Annotated in this window: 14 protein-coding genes, 2 tRNA genes and 1 pseudogene; 8 read left to right on the top strand and 9 right to left on the bottom strand. The window is 38.9% G+C overall.

Annotated elements, in window-relative coordinates; genetic code table 11:
- The 5 genes and pseudogenes from VLB74_RS11250 to VLB74_RS11230 form a co-directional block, all read right to left on the bottom strand.
- A pseudogene (locus tag VLB74_RS11250) lies at positions 1–291 on the bottom strand (M1 family peptidase); the annotation flags it as partial.
- A 24-nt stretch (positions 292–315) separates the two neighbouring features.
- Positions 316–819, bottom strand: coding sequence for a DUF6702 family protein (locus tag VLB74_RS11245; RefSeq protein ID WP_325203553.1), 504 nt, complete (start codon positions 817–819; stop codon positions 316–318).
- A gap of 26 nt (positions 820–845) precedes the next feature.
- Positions 846–1,640 carry a hypothetical protein gene (locus VLB74_RS11240; protein WP_325203552.1) on the bottom strand — a complete coding sequence of 265 codons (795 nt, stop codon included), beginning with the start codon at positions 1,638–1,640 and terminating at the stop codon, positions 846–848.
- Positions 1,630–2,352: a hypothetical protein gene (locus tag VLB74_RS11235; protein WP_325203551.1), complete on the bottom strand. Its 723-nt coding sequence runs from the start codon at positions 2,350–2,352 to the stop codon at positions 1,630–1,632. The genes VLB74_RS11240 and VLB74_RS11235 overlap by 11 nt, the downstream gene beginning before the upstream one ends.
- A complete protein-coding gene (locus VLB74_RS11230; protein WP_325203550.1) occupies positions 2,342–3,064 on the bottom strand; it encodes a hypothetical protein in 723 nt (240 codons plus the stop codon). The genes VLB74_RS11235 and VLB74_RS11230 overlap by 11 nt, the downstream gene beginning before the upstream one ends.
- A gap of 375 nt (positions 3,065–3,439) precedes the next feature.
- Here VLB74_RS11230 and pepE point away from each other — a divergent pair, with 375 nt between their 5' ends.
- Together pepE and VLB74_RS11220 are read left to right on the top strand one after the other, a co-directional pair.
- Positions 3,440–4,147: a dipeptidase PepE gene (pepE, locus tag VLB74_RS11225; RefSeq protein WP_325203549.1), complete on the top strand. Its 708-nt coding sequence runs from the start codon at positions 3,440–3,442 to the stop codon at positions 4,145–4,147.
- 75 nt (positions 4,148–4,222) lie between these two features.
- Positions 4,223–5,008 carry an RMD1 family protein gene (locus VLB74_RS11220; protein ID WP_325203548.1) on the top strand — a complete coding sequence of 262 codons (786 nt, stop codon included), beginning with the start codon at positions 4,223–4,225 and terminating at the stop codon, positions 5,006–5,008.
- Positions 5,009–5,063: 55 nt separating this feature from the next.
- Here VLB74_RS11220 and VLB74_RS11215 read toward each other — a convergent pair.
- Positions 5,064–5,139, bottom strand: a tRNA-Gly gene (locus VLB74_RS11215).
- A 35-nt stretch (positions 5,140–5,174) separates the two neighbouring features.
- A tRNA-Gly gene (locus VLB74_RS11210) sits at positions 5,175–5,250 on the bottom strand.
- A gap of 161 nt (positions 5,251–5,411) precedes the next feature.
- Here VLB74_RS11210 and VLB74_RS11205 point away from each other — a divergent pair.
- Both VLB74_RS11205 and VLB74_RS11200 read left to right on the top strand, forming a co-directional pair.
- Positions 5,412–5,849, top strand: coding sequence for a GNAT family N-acetyltransferase (locus VLB74_RS11205; RefSeq protein ID WP_325203547.1), 438 nt, complete (start codon positions 5,412–5,414; stop codon positions 5,847–5,849).
- Between the two features lie 109 nt (positions 5,850–5,958).
- A complete protein-coding gene (locus VLB74_RS11200; RefSeq protein WP_325203546.1) occupies positions 5,959–7,506 on the top strand; it encodes a L,D-transpeptidase family protein in 1,548 nt (515 codons plus the stop codon).
- Here the strand turns inward: VLB74_RS11200 and VLB74_RS11195 are convergent.
- Positions 7,495–8,160, bottom strand: coding sequence for a murein L,D-transpeptidase catalytic domain family protein (locus tag VLB74_RS11195; protein ID WP_325203545.1), 666 nt, complete (start codon positions 8,158–8,160; stop codon positions 7,495–7,497). The two genes, VLB74_RS11200 and VLB74_RS11195, sit on opposite strands and share 12 nt — an antisense overlap.
- A gap of 249 nt (positions 8,161–8,409) precedes the next feature.
- Between VLB74_RS11195 and VLB74_RS11190 the strand changes: the two genes are divergently transcribed.
- From VLB74_RS11190 to VLB74_RS11175, 4 genes are all read left to right on the top strand, one after another.
- Entirely contained in the window at positions 8,410–10,836 is a 2,427-nt protein-coding gene (locus tag VLB74_RS11190; RefSeq protein ID WP_325203544.1) for a DUF5916 domain-containing protein, read from the top strand.
- Between the two features lie 4 nt (positions 10,837–10,840).
- Complete coding sequence (gpmI, locus tag VLB74_RS11185; protein ID WP_325203543.1) at positions 10,841–12,757, top strand: 2,3-bisphosphoglycerate-independent phosphoglycerate mutase; 1,917 nt, start codon at positions 10,841–10,843, stop codon at positions 12,755–12,757.
- Positions 12,758–12,760: 3 nt separating this feature from the next.
- The gene (locus tag VLB74_RS11180; RefSeq protein ID WP_325203542.1) at positions 12,761–13,309 is read left to right on the top strand and encodes a thioredoxin family protein; all 549 of its coding nucleotides are present in this window, start codon (positions 12,761–12,763) and stop codon (positions 13,307–13,309) included.
- Between the two features lie 250 nt (positions 13,310–13,559).
- Positions 13,560–17,162, top strand: a complete 3,603-nt coding sequence (locus VLB74_RS11175; RefSeq protein WP_325203541.1) for a T9SS type B sorting domain-containing protein — start codon at positions 13,560–13,562, stop codon at positions 17,160–17,162.
- A gap of 42 nt (positions 17,163–17,204) precedes the next feature.
- On the opposite strand, the gene VLB74_RS11170 is transcribed toward VLB74_RS11175, so the two are convergent.
- Complete coding sequence (locus tag VLB74_RS11170) at positions 17,205–18,479, bottom strand: acetyl-CoA hydrolase/transferase family protein (protein ID WP_325203540.1); 1,275 nt, start codon at positions 18,477–18,479, stop codon at positions 17,205–17,207.
- Between the last annotated feature and the right edge of the window lie 100 nt (positions 18,480–18,579).

The following is an 18,579-nucleotide window of genomic DNA, read 5'->3' as shown; positions in this document are numbered from 1 at the left end:
AGAATTATTGTGATACGTTATCGTTTCGGTTCCGTATAATCTGGTGTTTTTATCATCCAGTTCGACGTTGATTTTATAATCCGCCTGTTGCTGATAATAAGCCGGTCCCGGAGCACCTGAAGCCGTTCTGTAAGAGTTCGGCGTGGCCATCTCATGGTACATCTGACTGAATTTATTGGTATCACCATGTCCAGACTCTCTCTTTTTATCGGCCGGTTTTGTTTCCTGTGCCAAGGCAATAAAAGGAACTGCCAACGCTACCAATGAAAAAACTGAAACTGATTTCCTCATGTTTTATGTTGTTTTGTTTGTTTTCTAAAATTGTACTTCACCGTTTGTCTCACTATCTGTCAGCAACAAACTCTTTTTGTTACCATAAATATTGAAATGGATGATATTTTGTTGTTCGGGATAAATTTCGGTTAACACAGAATTATTTATCGCCATCGATTTTATTTTTTCAGAAACCGGTGTGGTAAGATAACAAATTAGCACATTGTCTTCGGTTTCTTTCCCTAAAAATTTCAGGTTTTTGGACTTTCCGTTCACGGTCAGCTCCATTTTTTCGGAAAGATAACTTTTAAGAAGTTCGTTGGTTTCCGCAATTTCCTTGGGAGTTGCCAGATACAGTTTCTTTTTGTATTTGGTTTGAAGGGCCTTTTCAATATCGTCAATAAACAAGCGGGCCGTTACCTGAACCTCTTTTTTCTTGTCCGAATAATTTATCTGATAGACACCAACATAGAACTTGTGCAAAGCAAAAGAGCTCAGCACAACAAAAAGGAACACTGGCAAAAGAAACTGGAAATATTTCCTCATGTGCCAAATGTAGTAAAAGAAACTATTTACTGGTTTTTTTTATGATATTCTTCACTTTTTTTCTGCAGAAAATCAATCAGTTCGAATTCTTTTTTCGGATTAAGCAAAACCCTGCTTTCCGGGGAAGTATCATCACAATACGCCAGGAACAAATCGATTTCTTCCGGTTTGAGTTTAAGTGTTTCGGTAAAGAATTGCGGGTCAAATTTCTCTTTTACCCCTTCAGAGAATATTTTATCGGTAACATATTCGATTTTCTCTTCTTTGTGCTTGCGCCCAAATATGGCATTTTTGGCTTTTTTACCCAGTGCCACAAAATCCATTCCGCTGAAACTGTTTCCGCTTCCGGGAGTAATCTGCGCCAACGAGTTGTCTACCTTGTTATATCTGGGCAACGGATTGGAGAAATCTATCTTTTTTTCATCAATATCAACCGTTTTGATTTTGAGGTTTTTGGAATCCGCTTCCAGATTGCCACTTAACGTGTAAGGTCGTACCAAAATCTCATCGAGTTCGTTAATTTTAACTGAAAGACGTATTTTTACTATTTTATCTTCGAGGTGTGATTTGTTGATAATCAATACCGATGAATTAAAGGCGATAGCGCTAAAAACCAACGTATCCTTTTCTTTTACGAACAAACTGAAATTCCCTTTATCATCCGTAATTATTATCTTTTTCGATGTGGTGTTTCTAACAACAATATTATCCACATCAAGGGAATCGGCAACCACTGTTCCCTTGAGTAATACCCGGTTAACATCTTGAGCCATTGCGGTTAACGGCAACAGCATCAAAAAAATAAGCATTTTACTTTTCATCGGACAATCGTTTATTATATTCAGACGCCAGTTTTACCAATTCAAATTTTATCAGCCATTTGTTTTTCTTTTGCATGACATCCGCCAATGCCTGATTTTCGGAGGCGAAAACATAAAATCCGTTCAGGTTTTCCGACGGAATCTTCAGTTCTTCAACAAAATAAGCTTCACTAAACATCAACTTAAGTTTATCGTGTAACATTTGACTCTTAACTGTGGCCTTAATTGCTATTTTTCGCCTTTTAGCCGTTCCGTCCAGCGCGTAAATCAACGCTTTTACCGGTCCTGTTTGGGCTTTATAATATCTTGTCACGGCTCTATCCTCCGGCGAGAGCGTTTTCATTCCTTTGCGCACCAAACCCAAACTTTCTGCGGTAATGCTGCTTTTTTCGATTACAACTTCTTTTAATTGAATTACCCTTACGCTCATTTTCACCAAAAAAGGCAGATAATCAAAATCTTCTTTTTCAATAACAATTCGTTTCTCATTTAACTGAACAGAGGTAAGAACCAACGTATCCCCGGGCTTTGCATAAATTGAAAAAGATCCGTCTTCCAAAGTCGCCACTACTGTTCCGGAAACCTGATTCTCTACATTAATACCTTTCAAATCCCTCACATCGGCAATCACTTTTCCGTTTAAAATTTTTGCATTTTGAGCAGCGCAAATCGACACAATAAAAAAGAAAACAAAAAACGACCTACTTTTCATCAGACAATCGTTTAAGATATTCCGAGGCCAGTTTTACCAATTCCAACTCTATCAGCGGTTTGTGTTTTTGTTTTACCTGATTGGCCAATTCCTGATTTTCGGCTGCGAAAACAAAAAAACCGTTTACCTGTGTGGGCGGAATCTTTAATTCTTCAGTAAAATAAGCTTCATCAAACAGGGCGGACAGTTTCTGCTGAAGCAGTTCCGAGCGCTCCACTTTGATTTCTTTTTTCAGTTGTTTATTTTTTCCGTTTATAGCATTAATTACGGCATCTACAGAAACTATCCCCGAACCTGTAGTGGCCGTATAATACCTCCGTTCTGCAGGCGTGTACTTTTTCATTCCCTTCGGAACAATCCCCAAACTAACGGCATTGATGCCGCTCTCGGTGATTACAACTTCATTTAACTGGGTCACTTTCAACCTCATTTTTACCACAAAAGGCAGATAATCAAAATCCTCTTTTTCGATAACGATTCGTCTCTCATTCAACTGAACGGACGTTAAAACCAACGTATCGCCGGGTTTTGCATAAATTGAAAACAATCCTTCTTCCGCGGTAGCCACTTCTTTTCCCGAAGCCAGATTCACTATATTAACGCCCTGCAGATCCTTAACATCGGCAACCACTTTACCATTTAGGAGTTTTACATTTTGAGCGAAACAAATCGTCACAATAAAAAAAGAAACAAAAAGTAATTTATTTTTCATCTACACTAGCTTTAAAACAGTTTGTTGGAAAAACCAACCCAATTCCTATTTCTTATGACAATCCCAGTTTGACAGACAACCAAAAATGTAGTGAAAACATTACACCTTAAAGTTACGCTAATTATCTGAATTACTGATAGATGCATAATGCAAATAATGACGTTTTTTAAAAAAATCCGACAACAATTCGATAAATCGGCATGAGTTACATGGAAAAGAAAAGATCTCTAAAAAACAACAATTATAACACTTTGTAAAAATATCAGCCAAGTTTGCCAATTTATGTCAACAAATTTGTAATTTTTTGTTAAACCGGAAATCCGAATCTTACATTTCATTTTCTAAAATATTTACCTTTGTGCCAAAGATTTGAAAATGAAACGAATTATTATTGCAAGCACCTCAACCTTGTACGATGGAAATTATTTGGAATATTTGCTTCCAACCCTAAAAACACATTTCAACGGAATCAGAAAAATTCTTTTCATCCCCTACGCAAGACCGGGTGGAGTTTCACACGATGACTATACCAAAAAAGTAAATGAAGCTTTTTCAAAAATTGACATTACGGTAAACGGAATTCACGAATTTGAAAACCCGATAGAAGCATTGCAACAGGCTGAAGGTATTTTTACCGGTGGTGGCAATACTTTTCTGTTGGTTACCCAATTATATAAAACCGGAATCATTGAAACGCTTGAGAAAGTCGTAAAAACCGGTACACCTTATTTAGGAACCTCTGCCGGAAGCAATATTTGCGGACTCACCATGGGAACCACCAACGATATGCCAATCGTCTATCCGCCGAGTTTTAACACATTGGCCTTTGTTCCATTTAATATAAACCCGCATTATCTCGATCCAATCGAAGGTTCTACACATATGGGAGAGACCCGTGAGACCCGCATAAATGAGTTTCATCATTTCAACACGCAGCCTGTTTTGGGGTTACGTGAAGGAAGCTGGCTCGAAGTCCATGATAAAAAAATCACCCTAAAAGGCGCTTTGCCGGCAAGGTTATTCAAGCAAAACCAGGAAGCCGTGGAACTCGAAACCGGAGCCGATTTATCCGACTTAAAATAAACCCATTTTAAATCCATACTGATTAATACAAATTTAGTAAGAATTTTTTCTTAAATTTGTATAAATCAGTTGGTTATGGAAATTCGAATCGAGGCCATCCAGATTGCGGAATCTTTTAATATCAAGAAATTCCGCACCGAATTTCGCACCGAAGCTTTTTCCGGTTCGACTTCCGAAGTATTTTACGTACTTACGGAGACCGATCGTTATCTTTATATTTTTGATTACGGTGTAGTTGTTTTTGCCAACTATGACCCTATCGCCAAAAGTGAATTCCTGAACTTCGTAAAAAATTACGCCATAAATCCGGTCGATCTGAATTTATCCGAGGAATACATTATCAAAACAAATGAATCTGCCGATAAAATAATTGTCAAGAACAACTTTGTCATCACATCGAAAATTGATGCTTCTTTATTGCGCATTGTGATGCTCAACACTGGGCAATCCGTTGCGTTGGAATACTACGAGATACTTTCCGACGAACTTATAACTTCTTCAAAACATTACATTCTGGAATTGGAGCAAAAAGGAAGGTTAAGCATTTCCAAAACCAATTTACTGAAATACATAGGAAAGGTACTGAACGTTAAAAACAGCATTGTTGACAATTTATACATCTTGGACGACCCCAATCTGGTTTGGGACAACGAAGAACTCAATCTGCTGAATCGGAATCTGAAGAATAATTTCGACATCCATCCCCGTTTTAAAGATTTGGATTATCGCTTACAGATTGTTGAAGACAACCTTACCTTGTTTACAGATGTTTTGAATGTTCGCGAAAGTCATCGTTTGGAATGGATCATCATTATTCTGATTGCTTTCGAAATAATAATGGCATTGTTTAAAGTTGTTTAAATTATGTTTCAAAAACTTCTATAAACAAAAAAACCTCAAACTTTCGCTTGAGGCTTGGAGCGGAAGACGAGGCTCGAACTCGCGACAACCAGCTTGGAAGGCTGGAGCTCTACCAACTGAGCTACTTCCGCAGGTGATGATCTTTTAAAACTTTCATCTAAGTTTTTGGAGCGGAAGACGAGGCTCGAACTCGCGACAACCAGCTTGGAAGGCTGGAGCTCTACCAACTGAGCTACTTCCGCATTATTTCGGTGCAAATATAGATAAATATTTTTTCTAAAAACAAACTTTTTTTTAAAAAAATAACCCGTAAATTGAAGCAACTTTTAGAGCATTGCCCCATCTAATAGATAATCGTTTTATTTTTAGCAAGTTATTCACCTTTAAACACAACTGAAAATTTATGATTTTAATCCGTCAAATAGAAGCCGAAGATACTTTTCCTGTCAGACAACCCGTTTTAAGACCGGGCAAACCAATCGAAAGTTGTCATTTTGATGGGGATAATTTGGGAACCACTGCCCACTTCGGACTTTCGGAAAACGAAGAATTGCTTGCGGTAGTTTCAATCTACAAAACAAAATATCCTGAATGCACTATTGAAAACCAATTCCAGATGCGGGGTATGGCCGTACTGGAAAATCACCAACGCATGGGCTTTGGCGAACAATTGGTAAAAAAGGCCGAACACTACGTAAAAGAGAAAAACGGAAAACTGATTTGGTTTAATGCCAGACAGAAAGCCGTCTCCTTTTATGAAAAATTAGGATATAAAATTAATGGTGATGCGTTTGAAATTGAGGGGGTCGGCACGCATTACATCATGTACAAACGTCTTTAAAATGTTAAAAAACAATGACAGCGACAGTATTTTTTGTAACTTACAAAGTTTTAAAATAATATTCACCATGTCCTGCAAATACCTCTTTTTTTTACTTCCTGTACTTTTTATGAATTGTAAAAAAGAGGTTGCTTTGGCAAAAAACAACCAACAGACCCCTCCTAAAGTAATTCCGATTAACGCACCGAATTCCATAGCTTTTGACAGCACGTTGTTATGGGACAAATCGGGGCAGATAAAAGAATTCTATCGTAACAATCTTTTTAAAACGGTATGGACTGAAAATGAGGACCGAAAAGCGCTTATTGCTTTAATAAAAGAATCCGAGGAAGAAGGGCTGAACCCTGGCGATTACAATTTTAACTCATTGGAAAAACAGGACAACACAAAAACCAAATTATCACCCATCGAAATAGTCAATTTTGACATCCTGTTGACCGAATCTTTCCATAAATTTGCCAATCATTTATATAACGGAAAATTAAACCCAAAACAATTATACGGCAACTGGGATACCGGCAATAAAAAGATTAAAGCCATCGATTTACTTCAGGAGGCAATCAGGCACCATGAAATCTACAAAACATTAGATACCCTAAAACCCAATCATCTCGCTTATCATCTTTTAAAAAAGAGCCTGAAAAAAATAAACGAAATGCCGGAAGATCATTTTGATTCCATCAGGATTATTGACAAAATAAACCCCAACGAATCAAAACCAGCTATAAAAGCAATCAAAAAAAGACTAGCTTACTGGGGTGACTTTACTAATGAAGACAGCAGTTATACCAACAATTACGACAACAAAACCATTGAAGCCGTAAAACGCTTTCAGAAACGTCATGGTTTATTGGCTGATGGGGTTATCGGAAAAAACACTGTTATTGCCATGAATGCTTCAAAGGAACAACGCAAAAACCAAATCATTGCGAATCTGGAGCGCTGGAGATGGTTCCCCAGACATTTAGGCAAGGATTATATCATCATCAATATTCCCGAATTTAAATTATACGCGATAAAAGGCAATGACACCGCAAGGGTTCACAAAGTAGTAGTCGGAAAAGATAAGCGCCAGACTCCTGTTTTATCCTCCCATTTAAGCAACCTTGTGATCAATCCGACCTGGACGGTTCCTCCAACAATCATAAAAGAAGATTTAGGTCCGACTGCCTCCCAAAACAGAGGCTATTTTGCCGCAACCAGAATAACCATTTATGATTCCAACGGTCAGGAAGTCGCCCCATCCCACTGGAATGCAGCCAAACCTAACAATTACCGCTACGTGCAAAAACCGGGTGAAAACAATTCATTGGGATTGGTTAAATTTAATTTTCCAAACGGACATTTAGTTTATCTGCACGATACGAATCATAAGGAGTTATTCGAATTGACCGGGCGTTCTTTAAGTTCCGGATGTGTCCGCGTAGAGAATCCGTTGGATTTAGCCTATTACCTACTCGAAACCGATGAAAACGTCATGAACCAGAAACGTGTGAAAAAAATCATTGCAAGCGGTAAAACCTCCGGGATTCCTCTAAAAAAACACATCCTCATTCATCTGTTGTACTGGACAACCTGGATAAATGAGGATGGATTTCAATTCCGGCCCGACATCTATAATCTAGATGCCGATTTATATCAAAAACTACGAGATTAGTTTTGATTGTTTCTCATAAGAACTTGTAGGGTGATAAATGAACAAACACGATTTGTTTTTTATCAGGTTAATGATTTCTTTATGAATCGCATAAGGAACTGCAGGACAACCCTGGCTTCTTCCTAATCTTCCTTGTTGTTTGATAATACCTTCCGCAGCATAATCCGCACCGTGCATTACAACCGCTCTGTTTCTTGCATTATTGTTAATTCCGTATTCCAAACCATCCAACTTTAAGGATAGTCCGTGTTTACCATTATAAGTTTCACCGGTAGTGTAAAAACCTAAACTGCTTTTATTGGAATTTGATTCGTTGGAAAAAGAATTCGCAAATTCTTCTCCGCTGTTTCTTCCGTGCGACACTACAGACTGCAATAAAATGGTATTAGTCACCATATCTATAACCCATAGACGTTTTTGAGTGGAAGACAAACTAAAATCAACAATAGTCAAAATATCCTTTTGAACAACACCTTGTTCTCTCAATTGGATATAACCCTGAACCGCTTTTGAAAAAGCTTCCATTTTAGGCATTGAAAAAGAATTCAATTTTAAAGAATTATACAAATCTTTAATTTTCAATTCCAATGTATTTTTGGAAACCGAAGCCAATACTTTCGGATTACCGTATCTGGTTACCGAATGAGACTTCATTGGTAAAAAAGACATTAGTAAAACTGGAAAAAACTTGTAACTCATTGATATTCTATTTATTATAACTCAATTGCAACGAGCCAAAAGTATACAAATATTCTATTCTACCAAATTTTTTTTGCATTTTATCGGTAAAATTTAACGTTTCGTCGATAGTTTAGTATCGTCTTAGTTAAACATTTCTTAATATTCATAAGGCTTTAGGGAAATATTTATCTTTGACATGTCAGTCATCAAAAAAATCAAAAAATGAAATTAAAGCTGTCCTTTTTATTAAGCTTTATTTGCTCTTCTATAGTCTTTTCTCAAGACAATCCAACGAATGCCACCACGACTGTTTCGGCAAAAAAAACACTTACCGCCTTAAAAATAGACCAAAACGTAACCATAGACGGAAAGCTGGATGAACCGTTCTGGGAAAAAACCGAAAAAGCAACCGATTTTATAATGTTTCAGCCCGACAACGGAAAACCGGAACTCGCCGAAGAAAAAACCATTGTACGAATTGCTTATGACGATGAAGGCATCTATGTAGCTGCAGAAATGTACCAAAAAAAAGAAAAACTTCTCAAAGAAATCACCCAAAGGGATAATTTTGGAACCTCCGATCATTTTGGTGTATTTCTGAACGGATACAATGACGGTCAACAGGACTTCCGTCTGATTGTAAGCGCCGCAGGAACACAAATGGACTGTATCGCCACTCAGGAAACCGGGGAAGATTATTCGTGGGACGCTGTCTGGCACAGTGAAGCAAGAATTACTGATTTTGGTTGGGTTGTGGAAATGAAAATACCCTATGCCGCCATAAGATTCTCATCAAAAGACCAACAGGTATGGGGTCTTAACCTGTTTAGGGAGGTACGTTACAAAAAACAAAAATATGCCTGGAACAAAATCGACGCCAACATCGGAAACATAACCCAACAAGCCGGGATTTTAAATGGAATCGAAAACATTAAACCTCCCATCCGACTATTCTTTATTCCTTATGCATCGGGTTATGTAAATCACAATGAAACTGACGGAACGGAAACCACCTTTAAAGGAGGAATGGATATTAAATACGGCATCAACGATTCCTTCACGCTGGACGCTATTTTAGTACCGGATTTCGGACAGACTACTTTTGATAATAAAATCCTGAACCTTGGTCCTTTTGAACAGCAACTGAACGAAAACCGCAGCTTCTTCACTGAAGGCACCGATTTATTCAACAAAGGGTCTTTATTTTATTCAAGAAGGATAGGAAGCACACCTTCAGGAGACGTTGTTTTGGACGAAAATGAAGAGGTTGAGAAAATGCCCCAAACTATTGATTTGCTCAATGCGTTAAAAATTTCGGGAAGAACATCCAAAGGATTGGGAATCGGAATCTTAAATGCTGTTACAAAAGAAACAAAAGCTACCGTTGTAAATACGGTAACCGGTGATAAAAGAGGTGTAGTCGTAGAACCTTTGGCGAATTACAATGTGATGGTATTCGATCAACGTTTCAGAAAAAACTCTTCCATCAGTTTCGTGAATACCAACGTAATGAGAGACGGTAGTTTTAAAGATGCAAATGTTTCGGCGGTACTGTTTGACCTGAACACCAAAGCTAATACCTATAAGCTTTCAGGAAATTTCAAATACAATCACATAAACGATATCGAAGATAAAAACGGATTCAACACCAACATCTATTTCGCCAAAACATTTGGAAAATACCGTTTCAACGGCGGAGGAAATTATGTTTCGAAGAATTATGACATCAATGACCTGGGACTCAATTTCACCAACAATTACCATAATACTTTTGCCAATTTCAGCTACCGGATCTTAAACCCCACTAAACTGTTCAACTCATTTTTCCTGAATGCCAGCACTTCCCTGGAATGGCAAAACGATACCGGATTGGTACAGAACGCGTGGTTCAGCGGAAGTATGAGTGCATCAAACAAAAAGAACGACGATTTCGGGATTGGTATCGACTTAAACCCAATAATTACCTACGACTTTTATCAGCCCAGAACCGAAGGCCGTTATGTATACCGCCCTAAAAGCATAGGAAGCTATATCTATTATTCCTCCAATTACAACAACCCTTTCGCCATCGATTTCAACCCGTATTTCTATGTTTACGAACAGGACAAACGCAATTCGTACGGATTTAATTTGAGTCCGCGCTACCGTTTCAACGACAAGCTTTTCCTGACCTACGCACTGAATATGGCCAGAGACAACGATGACAAAGGGTATGTGGCCAGCACAGAAACAGATATAATATTTGCCAACAGAAATGTAACAACGATAGAAAATTCGGTTAGTGGAAAATACGCCATTAACAGTAAGATGACATTCAATCTAAGGGTTCGTTATTATTGGTCTTATTCTGAAATATTGAACTTCCTGACACTTCTTGAAAACGGGTTCTATGAACCCAACACGACTTATGACGAAAACCACAACGACAATTTTAAGTCGTGGAATTACGATTTGTCATATACGTGGTGGTTTGCCCCAGGAAGCCAGGTATCAGTTTTATACAGAAATAACGCCACGCATTACGAACAGCGTTTAAATAAAAATATAATTGATAACTTAGCACATACTTTACAGAATGACTTAAACCATACTTTTTCTGTAAGTATTAAATATTTTATTGATTATAACAAAGCCAAAAATTGGCTATAATACCATGAACAAGAAAGTAATATTAATGATTTTGGACGGTTGGGGTAAATCTCCCGACCCGAAAGTTTCCGCTATAGACAATGCAAACGTTCCTTTCATAAATAGTTTGTATGCGAAATATCCGAATGCGCAATTAAGAACCGACGGATTAAATGTAGGTTTACCCGATGGACAGATGGGAAATTCGGAAGTAGGTCACATGAACCTTGGTGCCGGACGAATTGTTTATCAGGATCTGGCAAAAATTAATCTGGCTGTTGAGCACAAATCCTTAAATCAGGAAAAAGTGCTTAATGACGCTTTTACCTACGCAAAGGAAAACAATAAGAACGTACACTTTTTAGGCTTGGTTTCTGATGGCGGGGTACACTCGCACACAGCTCATTTAAGAGGTTTGTTGGATGCTGCTAATGATTTCGGTTTGAAAAATGTATTCGTTCACGCTTTTACCGACGGTCGCGACGTGGATCCGAAATCCGGTGCAAAATACATTCAGGATTTAGAAGAATATCTGCAAAGTTCCTCTGCAAAACTGGCTTCCGTGGTTGGGCGTTATTATGCCATGGACAGGGACAAACGCTGGGAACGTGTTAAAAAAGCCTATGATCTTGTGGTAAACGGAAAGGGAGTTCATTCCATCAATGCCGTAAACAGCATACTGGCAAGTTATCATAATCATGTAACCGATGAATTCATTGAACCGATTGTGATGGTCGACATGAACAACAAGCCGATTGCCACCATTAAGGAAGACGATGTCGTAATCTTTTTCAATTTCAGGACGGATAGAGGCCGACAATTAACTGAAGCCTTATCCCAAAGAGATTTCCACGAACAAAACATGCATAAAATGTCATTGTATTATGTTACGATGACCAATTACGATGATACTTTCGAAAATGTCAATGTTATTTACGACAAAGACAACATAACCGAAACACTGGGTGAAATCCTTGAAAAAAACAACAAAAAACAAATCCGGATTGCCGAAACAGAAAAATACCCACATGTAACATTCTTCTTTTCCGGAGGGCGCGAAGAACCTTTTGTTGGCGAAAGCCGCATTTTATGCCCATCGCCAAAAGTAGCCACTTACGATTTACAACCCGAAATGAGCGCATTTGAATTAAAAGATGCCTTGGTTGCCGAGTTGAAAAAAGGAGAAGTGGATTTCGTATGTCTGAATTTCGCCAATGGTGACATGGTAGGACATACCGGTGTAATGGCTGCTGCAATCAAGGCATGTGAAGCAGTGGATGTTTGCGTAAAAGAAGTCATCGAAACCGCTTTGGAGAACAACTACACAACGTTGGTAATTGCCGATCACGGAAACTGTGAAACCATGGTTAATCCTGATGGAAGTCCTCACACGGCACACACTACCAATCCGGTACCGCTTATTTTGGTTGACAAAGAACTAAAACAAATCTATAACGGTGTTTTAGGCGATGTGGCTCCGACTATCTTGGAGTTGATGGGAATTGAAAAACCGAAAGCCATGACAAGACATTCCTTATTGTCGGCTTTTTCGTTGGAAGAAATCCATGAAGCACACAGTCATGTAAAATCAGGAGCCGATTTCCCTCGTTATGCGAACGAACTTAAAAACATGGGCGTTCTGAAATACGAGAATTTTGTAGCCGACGGAAAAACGATTTACTTCGGGGTAAATGATTTTTCGTTAACCGATGAGCCAAAGTACGAGCGTATCAAAATATCAAATGACCCTTCTACTTTAGAACTGGAACGGGTTATTAAAACGCACCAGCAAGGGCAAACGGATTATAAAACTTTTTGTATTCAGGCTGCAGCTGCAGGAGCCTACAAGTGGATTTGCGACTTTACTGACATGACTTGTTCCTACTGCGATGCCGACGGCAACACCATGATTATAGAAGACATTCCTAATTACACACATTAGTCAATGAAAACATTCATCACACTTTTAGCATTAACGGCTTCGGTTGCTTTCTGTAATGCGCAGTCCAGACAAATTCCCGGTATGACTACGGAAACGACAGTGATTCAAACTAAAGACACTTTAATTGGCAAGCAATCAAAAGAGGCTTTATTAAAAGTTCCCTATAGCCTTTGGTATACTCCGAACCGTGAAAACTACAAACCAAATCCTGCCACTGTAACCGAATTAAAAAACCATTTGAAAGACGTTACAATTACCGTTTTTATGGGAACATGGTGTGAAGACAGTCAGCAACAAGTACCCGGATTTTACAAGATTTTGGAAGCACTGCAGTTCGACAACGTAAATGTTACCCTGATTGCGGTAGACAAAAACAAGAAGACCCCGGAGCAATTTGAAAAGGGTTTGAACGTTACTAATGTTCCAACTTTCATTTTCTACAAAAACGGAAAAGAGCTGCATCGCATTGTAGAGCGACCAATAGAAACATTGGAAAAAGACATGCTTAAAATCCTTTCGGGACAAAGTTACAAGCATGCCTACCAGAACTAAAAAGGCTTATACTTTATTAATAAACAAGCACATATCTTATTTCAAAATATTCATCTCGCGCGTAAATCATTTACGCGCGAATTGTTTATGTTATATCGTCAAATAAAACCATACAATAAAAATCATCGAACAACAGTTTCTATATCGTAGCAAATAATTAACGATATTAATCCTGTAAATTTAAAGTTATAATCACTTTCAAAATAGGGTTAATTTATTTTATACATTTGTTTTTCCCAAAAAACCATAAATGAAACCCGTTGTTAAATTAATTACAGTACTTTGTCTACTGATTAGAGGCTATGCCTTTGCTCAGGGTGGCGCGTCGTCCTGTGCTCAGCTGGAAGCCAATTACCAGCAGTACCAATCCTGCGCTACCAATATCCCGTTTTCAAATTCAACGGGTGGGAACAATGAAACCTTCAACACTACTTGTATCGGCTTACCGTTCCAAGGCCCGACTTGGTTTTTTATTAAAATTAAGGACAGTGGTCCAATAACGCTTCAAATATCCCAAACAAGTTTGTCAGGAGCCGGGACCGATGTGGATTTCGTTTTATGGGGACCTTTTAACAACTTAACCAATATTTGCAGTCAGTTAGACATTCCAAAAGAAGTAGACTGCAGTTGGTCCGGCAACAGTGTCGAAAATGTAAGCATCCCCAATGCTATATCCGGTCAGCTGTATGTACTTTTGATTGACAATTATTCCAATGTTCCGGGAAATATTCAAATTGCCCAAATTGCCGGTACCGGAAGTTCAGATTGTGATTTCTTGTCATCAGTAGACATTGTTGACACATCCAATCAGGAAATCACACAACTCAATTACTGTAAGCCGCAAACCAAAGACCTCATGGCGAAAGTTGACACTTCTGATTTTCCCGGAAATCCTGCAAACCTGCGATTTAACTTTACCTGGTACAAAGATGGTATTTTACTGACTTCAACAAGCAATTCTACATCATCAACAAACACCATCACAGTTTCTGACACGGGTGTTTATAAAGTAATAAGCACCGCCTATGACATCACTACCAATCCATCAGGATCGACGGTTGGACTAAGGGAGAGTTCTGATGAAATAACATTAAAATTTCATAACATGCCTGCTGTCAGCATTTCAAATACCGGCACGCAGTGCCTGAACACCACTCCAACCTTAAACAGCACAATAACTAACAGTGCGCAGCTGAACAATACTGTAGATATTTTAACCTACCAATGGTTTTTGAACAATACCGCCATCACCGGTGCGACATCCGTTAATTACACACCGACTTTACCGGGAGATTATTTTGTAAAAGTGTATAATAATCCTTGTTTGGAGGCTGTTTCAAATACGATACATCTTATTACAAATCCCAATGTAACAATTGCAGCAGACGCAACAATATGTGAAGGCGATAGTTTCACCATAACATCAACTAATGCAAACAGCGTCTTAAATTTTTCGCTTACCTATCAATGGTACAAAGACGGAAATCCGATACCGGGTGCCAATGGAAACACTTTTACCGTATCTGCAGCGAATCAAACAGTAAATTCCTCTTCAACGTACTATCTGCAAACATCTGAACAGACTTTGTGTACCAACCAATCAAATTCTGTAGCTGTCCGAATAAATGCGCTTCCGGTTATCAACACAACACCATTACTTTTGGAACAGTGTGATTATATTGCTCCTACCCTTGACGGTATCGCAGAAATCAACCTGATGCAGGCCTATAATTATTTGACAAGTAACACATCGGGACTGACCCTTTACTTTTACCAGGATGCCGCTTTGACTAATCTGATACCTGATCCGGTTCATTACATAAATGCTTCTTCACCCTTTTTACAGAACATATATGTAAAAATCATAGATGAAAACGTTTCCCCAAATTGTGCTTCGTTGGGTGTTGGAATAATAAATTTGGAAGTAAATCCAACTAGTGTTACCACCTATCCGGACATGGCTCCTGTTTGCCCGGAATTAAATATGACCTATGGTTTTGCCGATTTTAACGCGCAACGCCTTTTAATCAAAAACACGTATTTCCCGAGTACGAATGTTGACATTGCTTTCTATTCGACTCCGTCAGACGCATCGACAGAATTAAATCCGTTGACCAATACATCACAATTACCTATTGGGACCACAATAGTTTACACCAGAATTGAAACCAACAACAATTGTGACGGAATAGGCACATTCAACATTATTGTTAAAACACCTCCTGTACAAACTGTCGTTTCTGCCGTAAACCTCTGTGAATCGGACACTTTTTTATTGAACACCAAAGATGCCGAAGCCCTTTCAGGCCAAAATCCGACGGTTCAAACAAGTTATTTTACAACATTTGACGATGCAAAAAACAGCATAAGCCCGATTAATCCAAATGCGGCGCTTCCCATCACGGTAGGCACCAGAACCATTTTTATTAGATTATACGATACCTTTACGCAATGTGTTTCTATTGTAAACTTCGATATCCGTGTGTATCCTAATCCTTTGATTACTCAACCTTCGCCAATTAAACTGTGCGGAACAAATTCGGCCACATTTGATTTAACCAGCCGAATTCCACAAATAACAGGAAACAATTCCGTTTTACAAGTCACATTTTACCAATCGAATGCCGATTTATTAGCCGGAAACGCCATACCAACTCCGAATGCATTTACTTCAGGAACTACAACGATATTCGTAAAAGGAGTCGATCCGTCTAACAACAACTGTTACAGTACAACTACCTTAAACCTATTCCTATTGGACTTACCGGGAGCAACTAATAATCCAACACCAATAGAACTATGTAACAATTCTGGAAACACAGGATTTGAAACTTTCAATTTAAGAGTAAGGGAAATGGAAATGGCCGGGAACACACCTCCTTCCGACATAGATTTCAAATACTATATCAATGAAAATGATGCGATTGCAAATAACTCAAATAATATTGTAAATCCAGGGCTCTTCACAAATACCATTGCCGATTATCAGCGAATTTATGTACGTCTTAACAGCAGAGTAAACATAGACAGCGAAACCAGTTCAAGCTGTTTCAGAATACTTGAACTGGAACTTTTCGTAAGACCTTACCCCGAAAACAAATTAGATACCGATCCTTATATCATCTGTATTGACAAAGACTACAATGTAACAAGTCCAGCTATTATAGATACTTACTTATCCGAAAACGACTATACATTTATCTGGTACAACGGTTATAATGCCTTGAGCGGAAATGAAATTATAGGTCAGACTTCAAGTCAGTGTACCATTTCCACCGAAGGAATGTACTCCGTGAAAGTGACCAATATCTCAAATGCTGCTAACTGTTCATCAGTATTTAATTTCACTACTAAAAATTCTTTTGTTCCTTTTTCCGTTACGGCAAACCCATCCGAACTGATTGCTTTTGGCATTGATAATACTGTTACAGCGATAGCATTCCCTCCTTCTGGGGACTATCTGTATTCTGTAAATGACACGGGTTGGCAAACAAGCAATGTATTTACCAATTTATATGAAGCCGAATACATTTTAAAAGTCAAAAACAAATATGGCTGCGGAGAGACCAGTACTACCTTCAGTGTGGTAGATTTCCCTAATTATTTCACGCCCAATGGCGACGGATTTCATGACACTTGGAGTATCAGAGGGTCGAGCGTTCTGAACGCGATTAGAATCCTTATTTTTGACCGATACGGAAAATTACTAAAAGAATTGAATCCGTCAGGACCCGGATGGGACGGAACCTACAATGGTAAAGCGCTTCCTTCCGACGACTACTGGTTCAAGCTGATTTACACAAAAGACAATGTCACCAAAGAATTCAGAGGGCATTTTGCCATGAAACGATAAAACAAAAAAGGGTTAGCATCGCGATGAACTAACCCTTTTTGTTTATGAACCTTTAAGCATCTTGAAATACTCCCGTTCTATCCATTCCTGATGATCGGGGTGTGCAATTTTTACCATTTCATCTAAACGTTTTCGCAGTGTTTTTCCGTACAAATCAGCGATACCGTTTTCAGTGATGATATGGTGAACATGCGAACGCGTAGTAACTACGCCGGCACCTTGCTTTAAATAAGGCACAATTCGGCTTTCCCCTCTTTTCGTAACCGAAGGCAAGGCAATAATTGCTTTCCCTCCTTCACTCAAAGAAGCACCACGGATAAAATCCATCTGTCCACCCACACCCGAATACATTTTTGCTCCTATCGAATCGGCGCAAACCTGTCCGGTCACATCAACTTCTATGGCCGAATTTATCGCTACCATTCTTGGATTTCGCCTGATTACTGATGTGTCGTTCACATAGGATGACTCCCGCATTTCAATAAACGGATTATCATTTACAAAATCGTATAAACGCTGTGATCCGATAAGAAAAGTAGCCAATGCCCTTCCGCGGTTAACCCCTTTATAATTGCAGTTTATAACATCATTTTCGATAAGGTCGATTACCCCGTCCGAAAACATTTCGGTATGTAGTCCCAAATCTTTGTGATTGGTCAGTTTTGCTAATGCCGCATTCGGAATGGATCCGATACCCATCTGAAGTGTACTTCGGTCTTCAATCAGACTTGCCACGAACGCTCCGATTTTTTCTTCTTCAGGAGAAATTGCAGCCATCCCATGACCATGGATTACCTCATCCACTTCGACCAGATAATTAATTTCTGAAACATGCAGAATACCGTCTCCAAAAGTCCTAGGCATCTTCGGATTGACTTGCGCCACCACAATCTTGGCATTTTCAATGGCAGCCAGGGTAGCTTCCACAGAAACTCCTAACGAACAATACCCATGCTTATCCGGCGGGGAAACATGAATAAAAACCACGTCTAAATGCACGGCTTTTTTTCGGAACAACAGTGGTAATTCGCTCAAGAAAACTGGCGTATAAGAACCGTTACCGGTCGCCAGGGTATGACGGACATTACTTCCGATGAAAAATGAATTTACATGAAAGCTTTCTGACAAATCAGGATTTGCATAAGGCGCCTCTCCTTCTGTATGCAAATGACAGATCTCAACATTTCGCAATTCCGAAGCTCTATCGGTCAACGCTTTAGTCAAAACTGACGGAGCCGCTGCGGCAGCCTGCACATAAACGCGATCGCCGGACCGCACTACTTTGACAGCTTCCGCTGCCGATACATACTTACCCATATGTTGATTTTTTAAATAAATTTAAACCCTATGAAGTTACGAAATCGTGACAAAAATCATAACGAAATACCAAATAAAAATTTATCATCAGAATATTGTG

Origin of the sequence: Flavobacterium sp., assembly GCF_035456225.1 — a bacterium.
Taxonomy (GTDB): Bacteria; Bacteroidota; Bacteroidia; order Flavobacteriales; family Flavobacteriaceae; genus Flavobacterium.
Note: the sequence above shows the minus strand (reverse complement) of the source record. Positions and strands in the feature narration are given on the sequence as shown.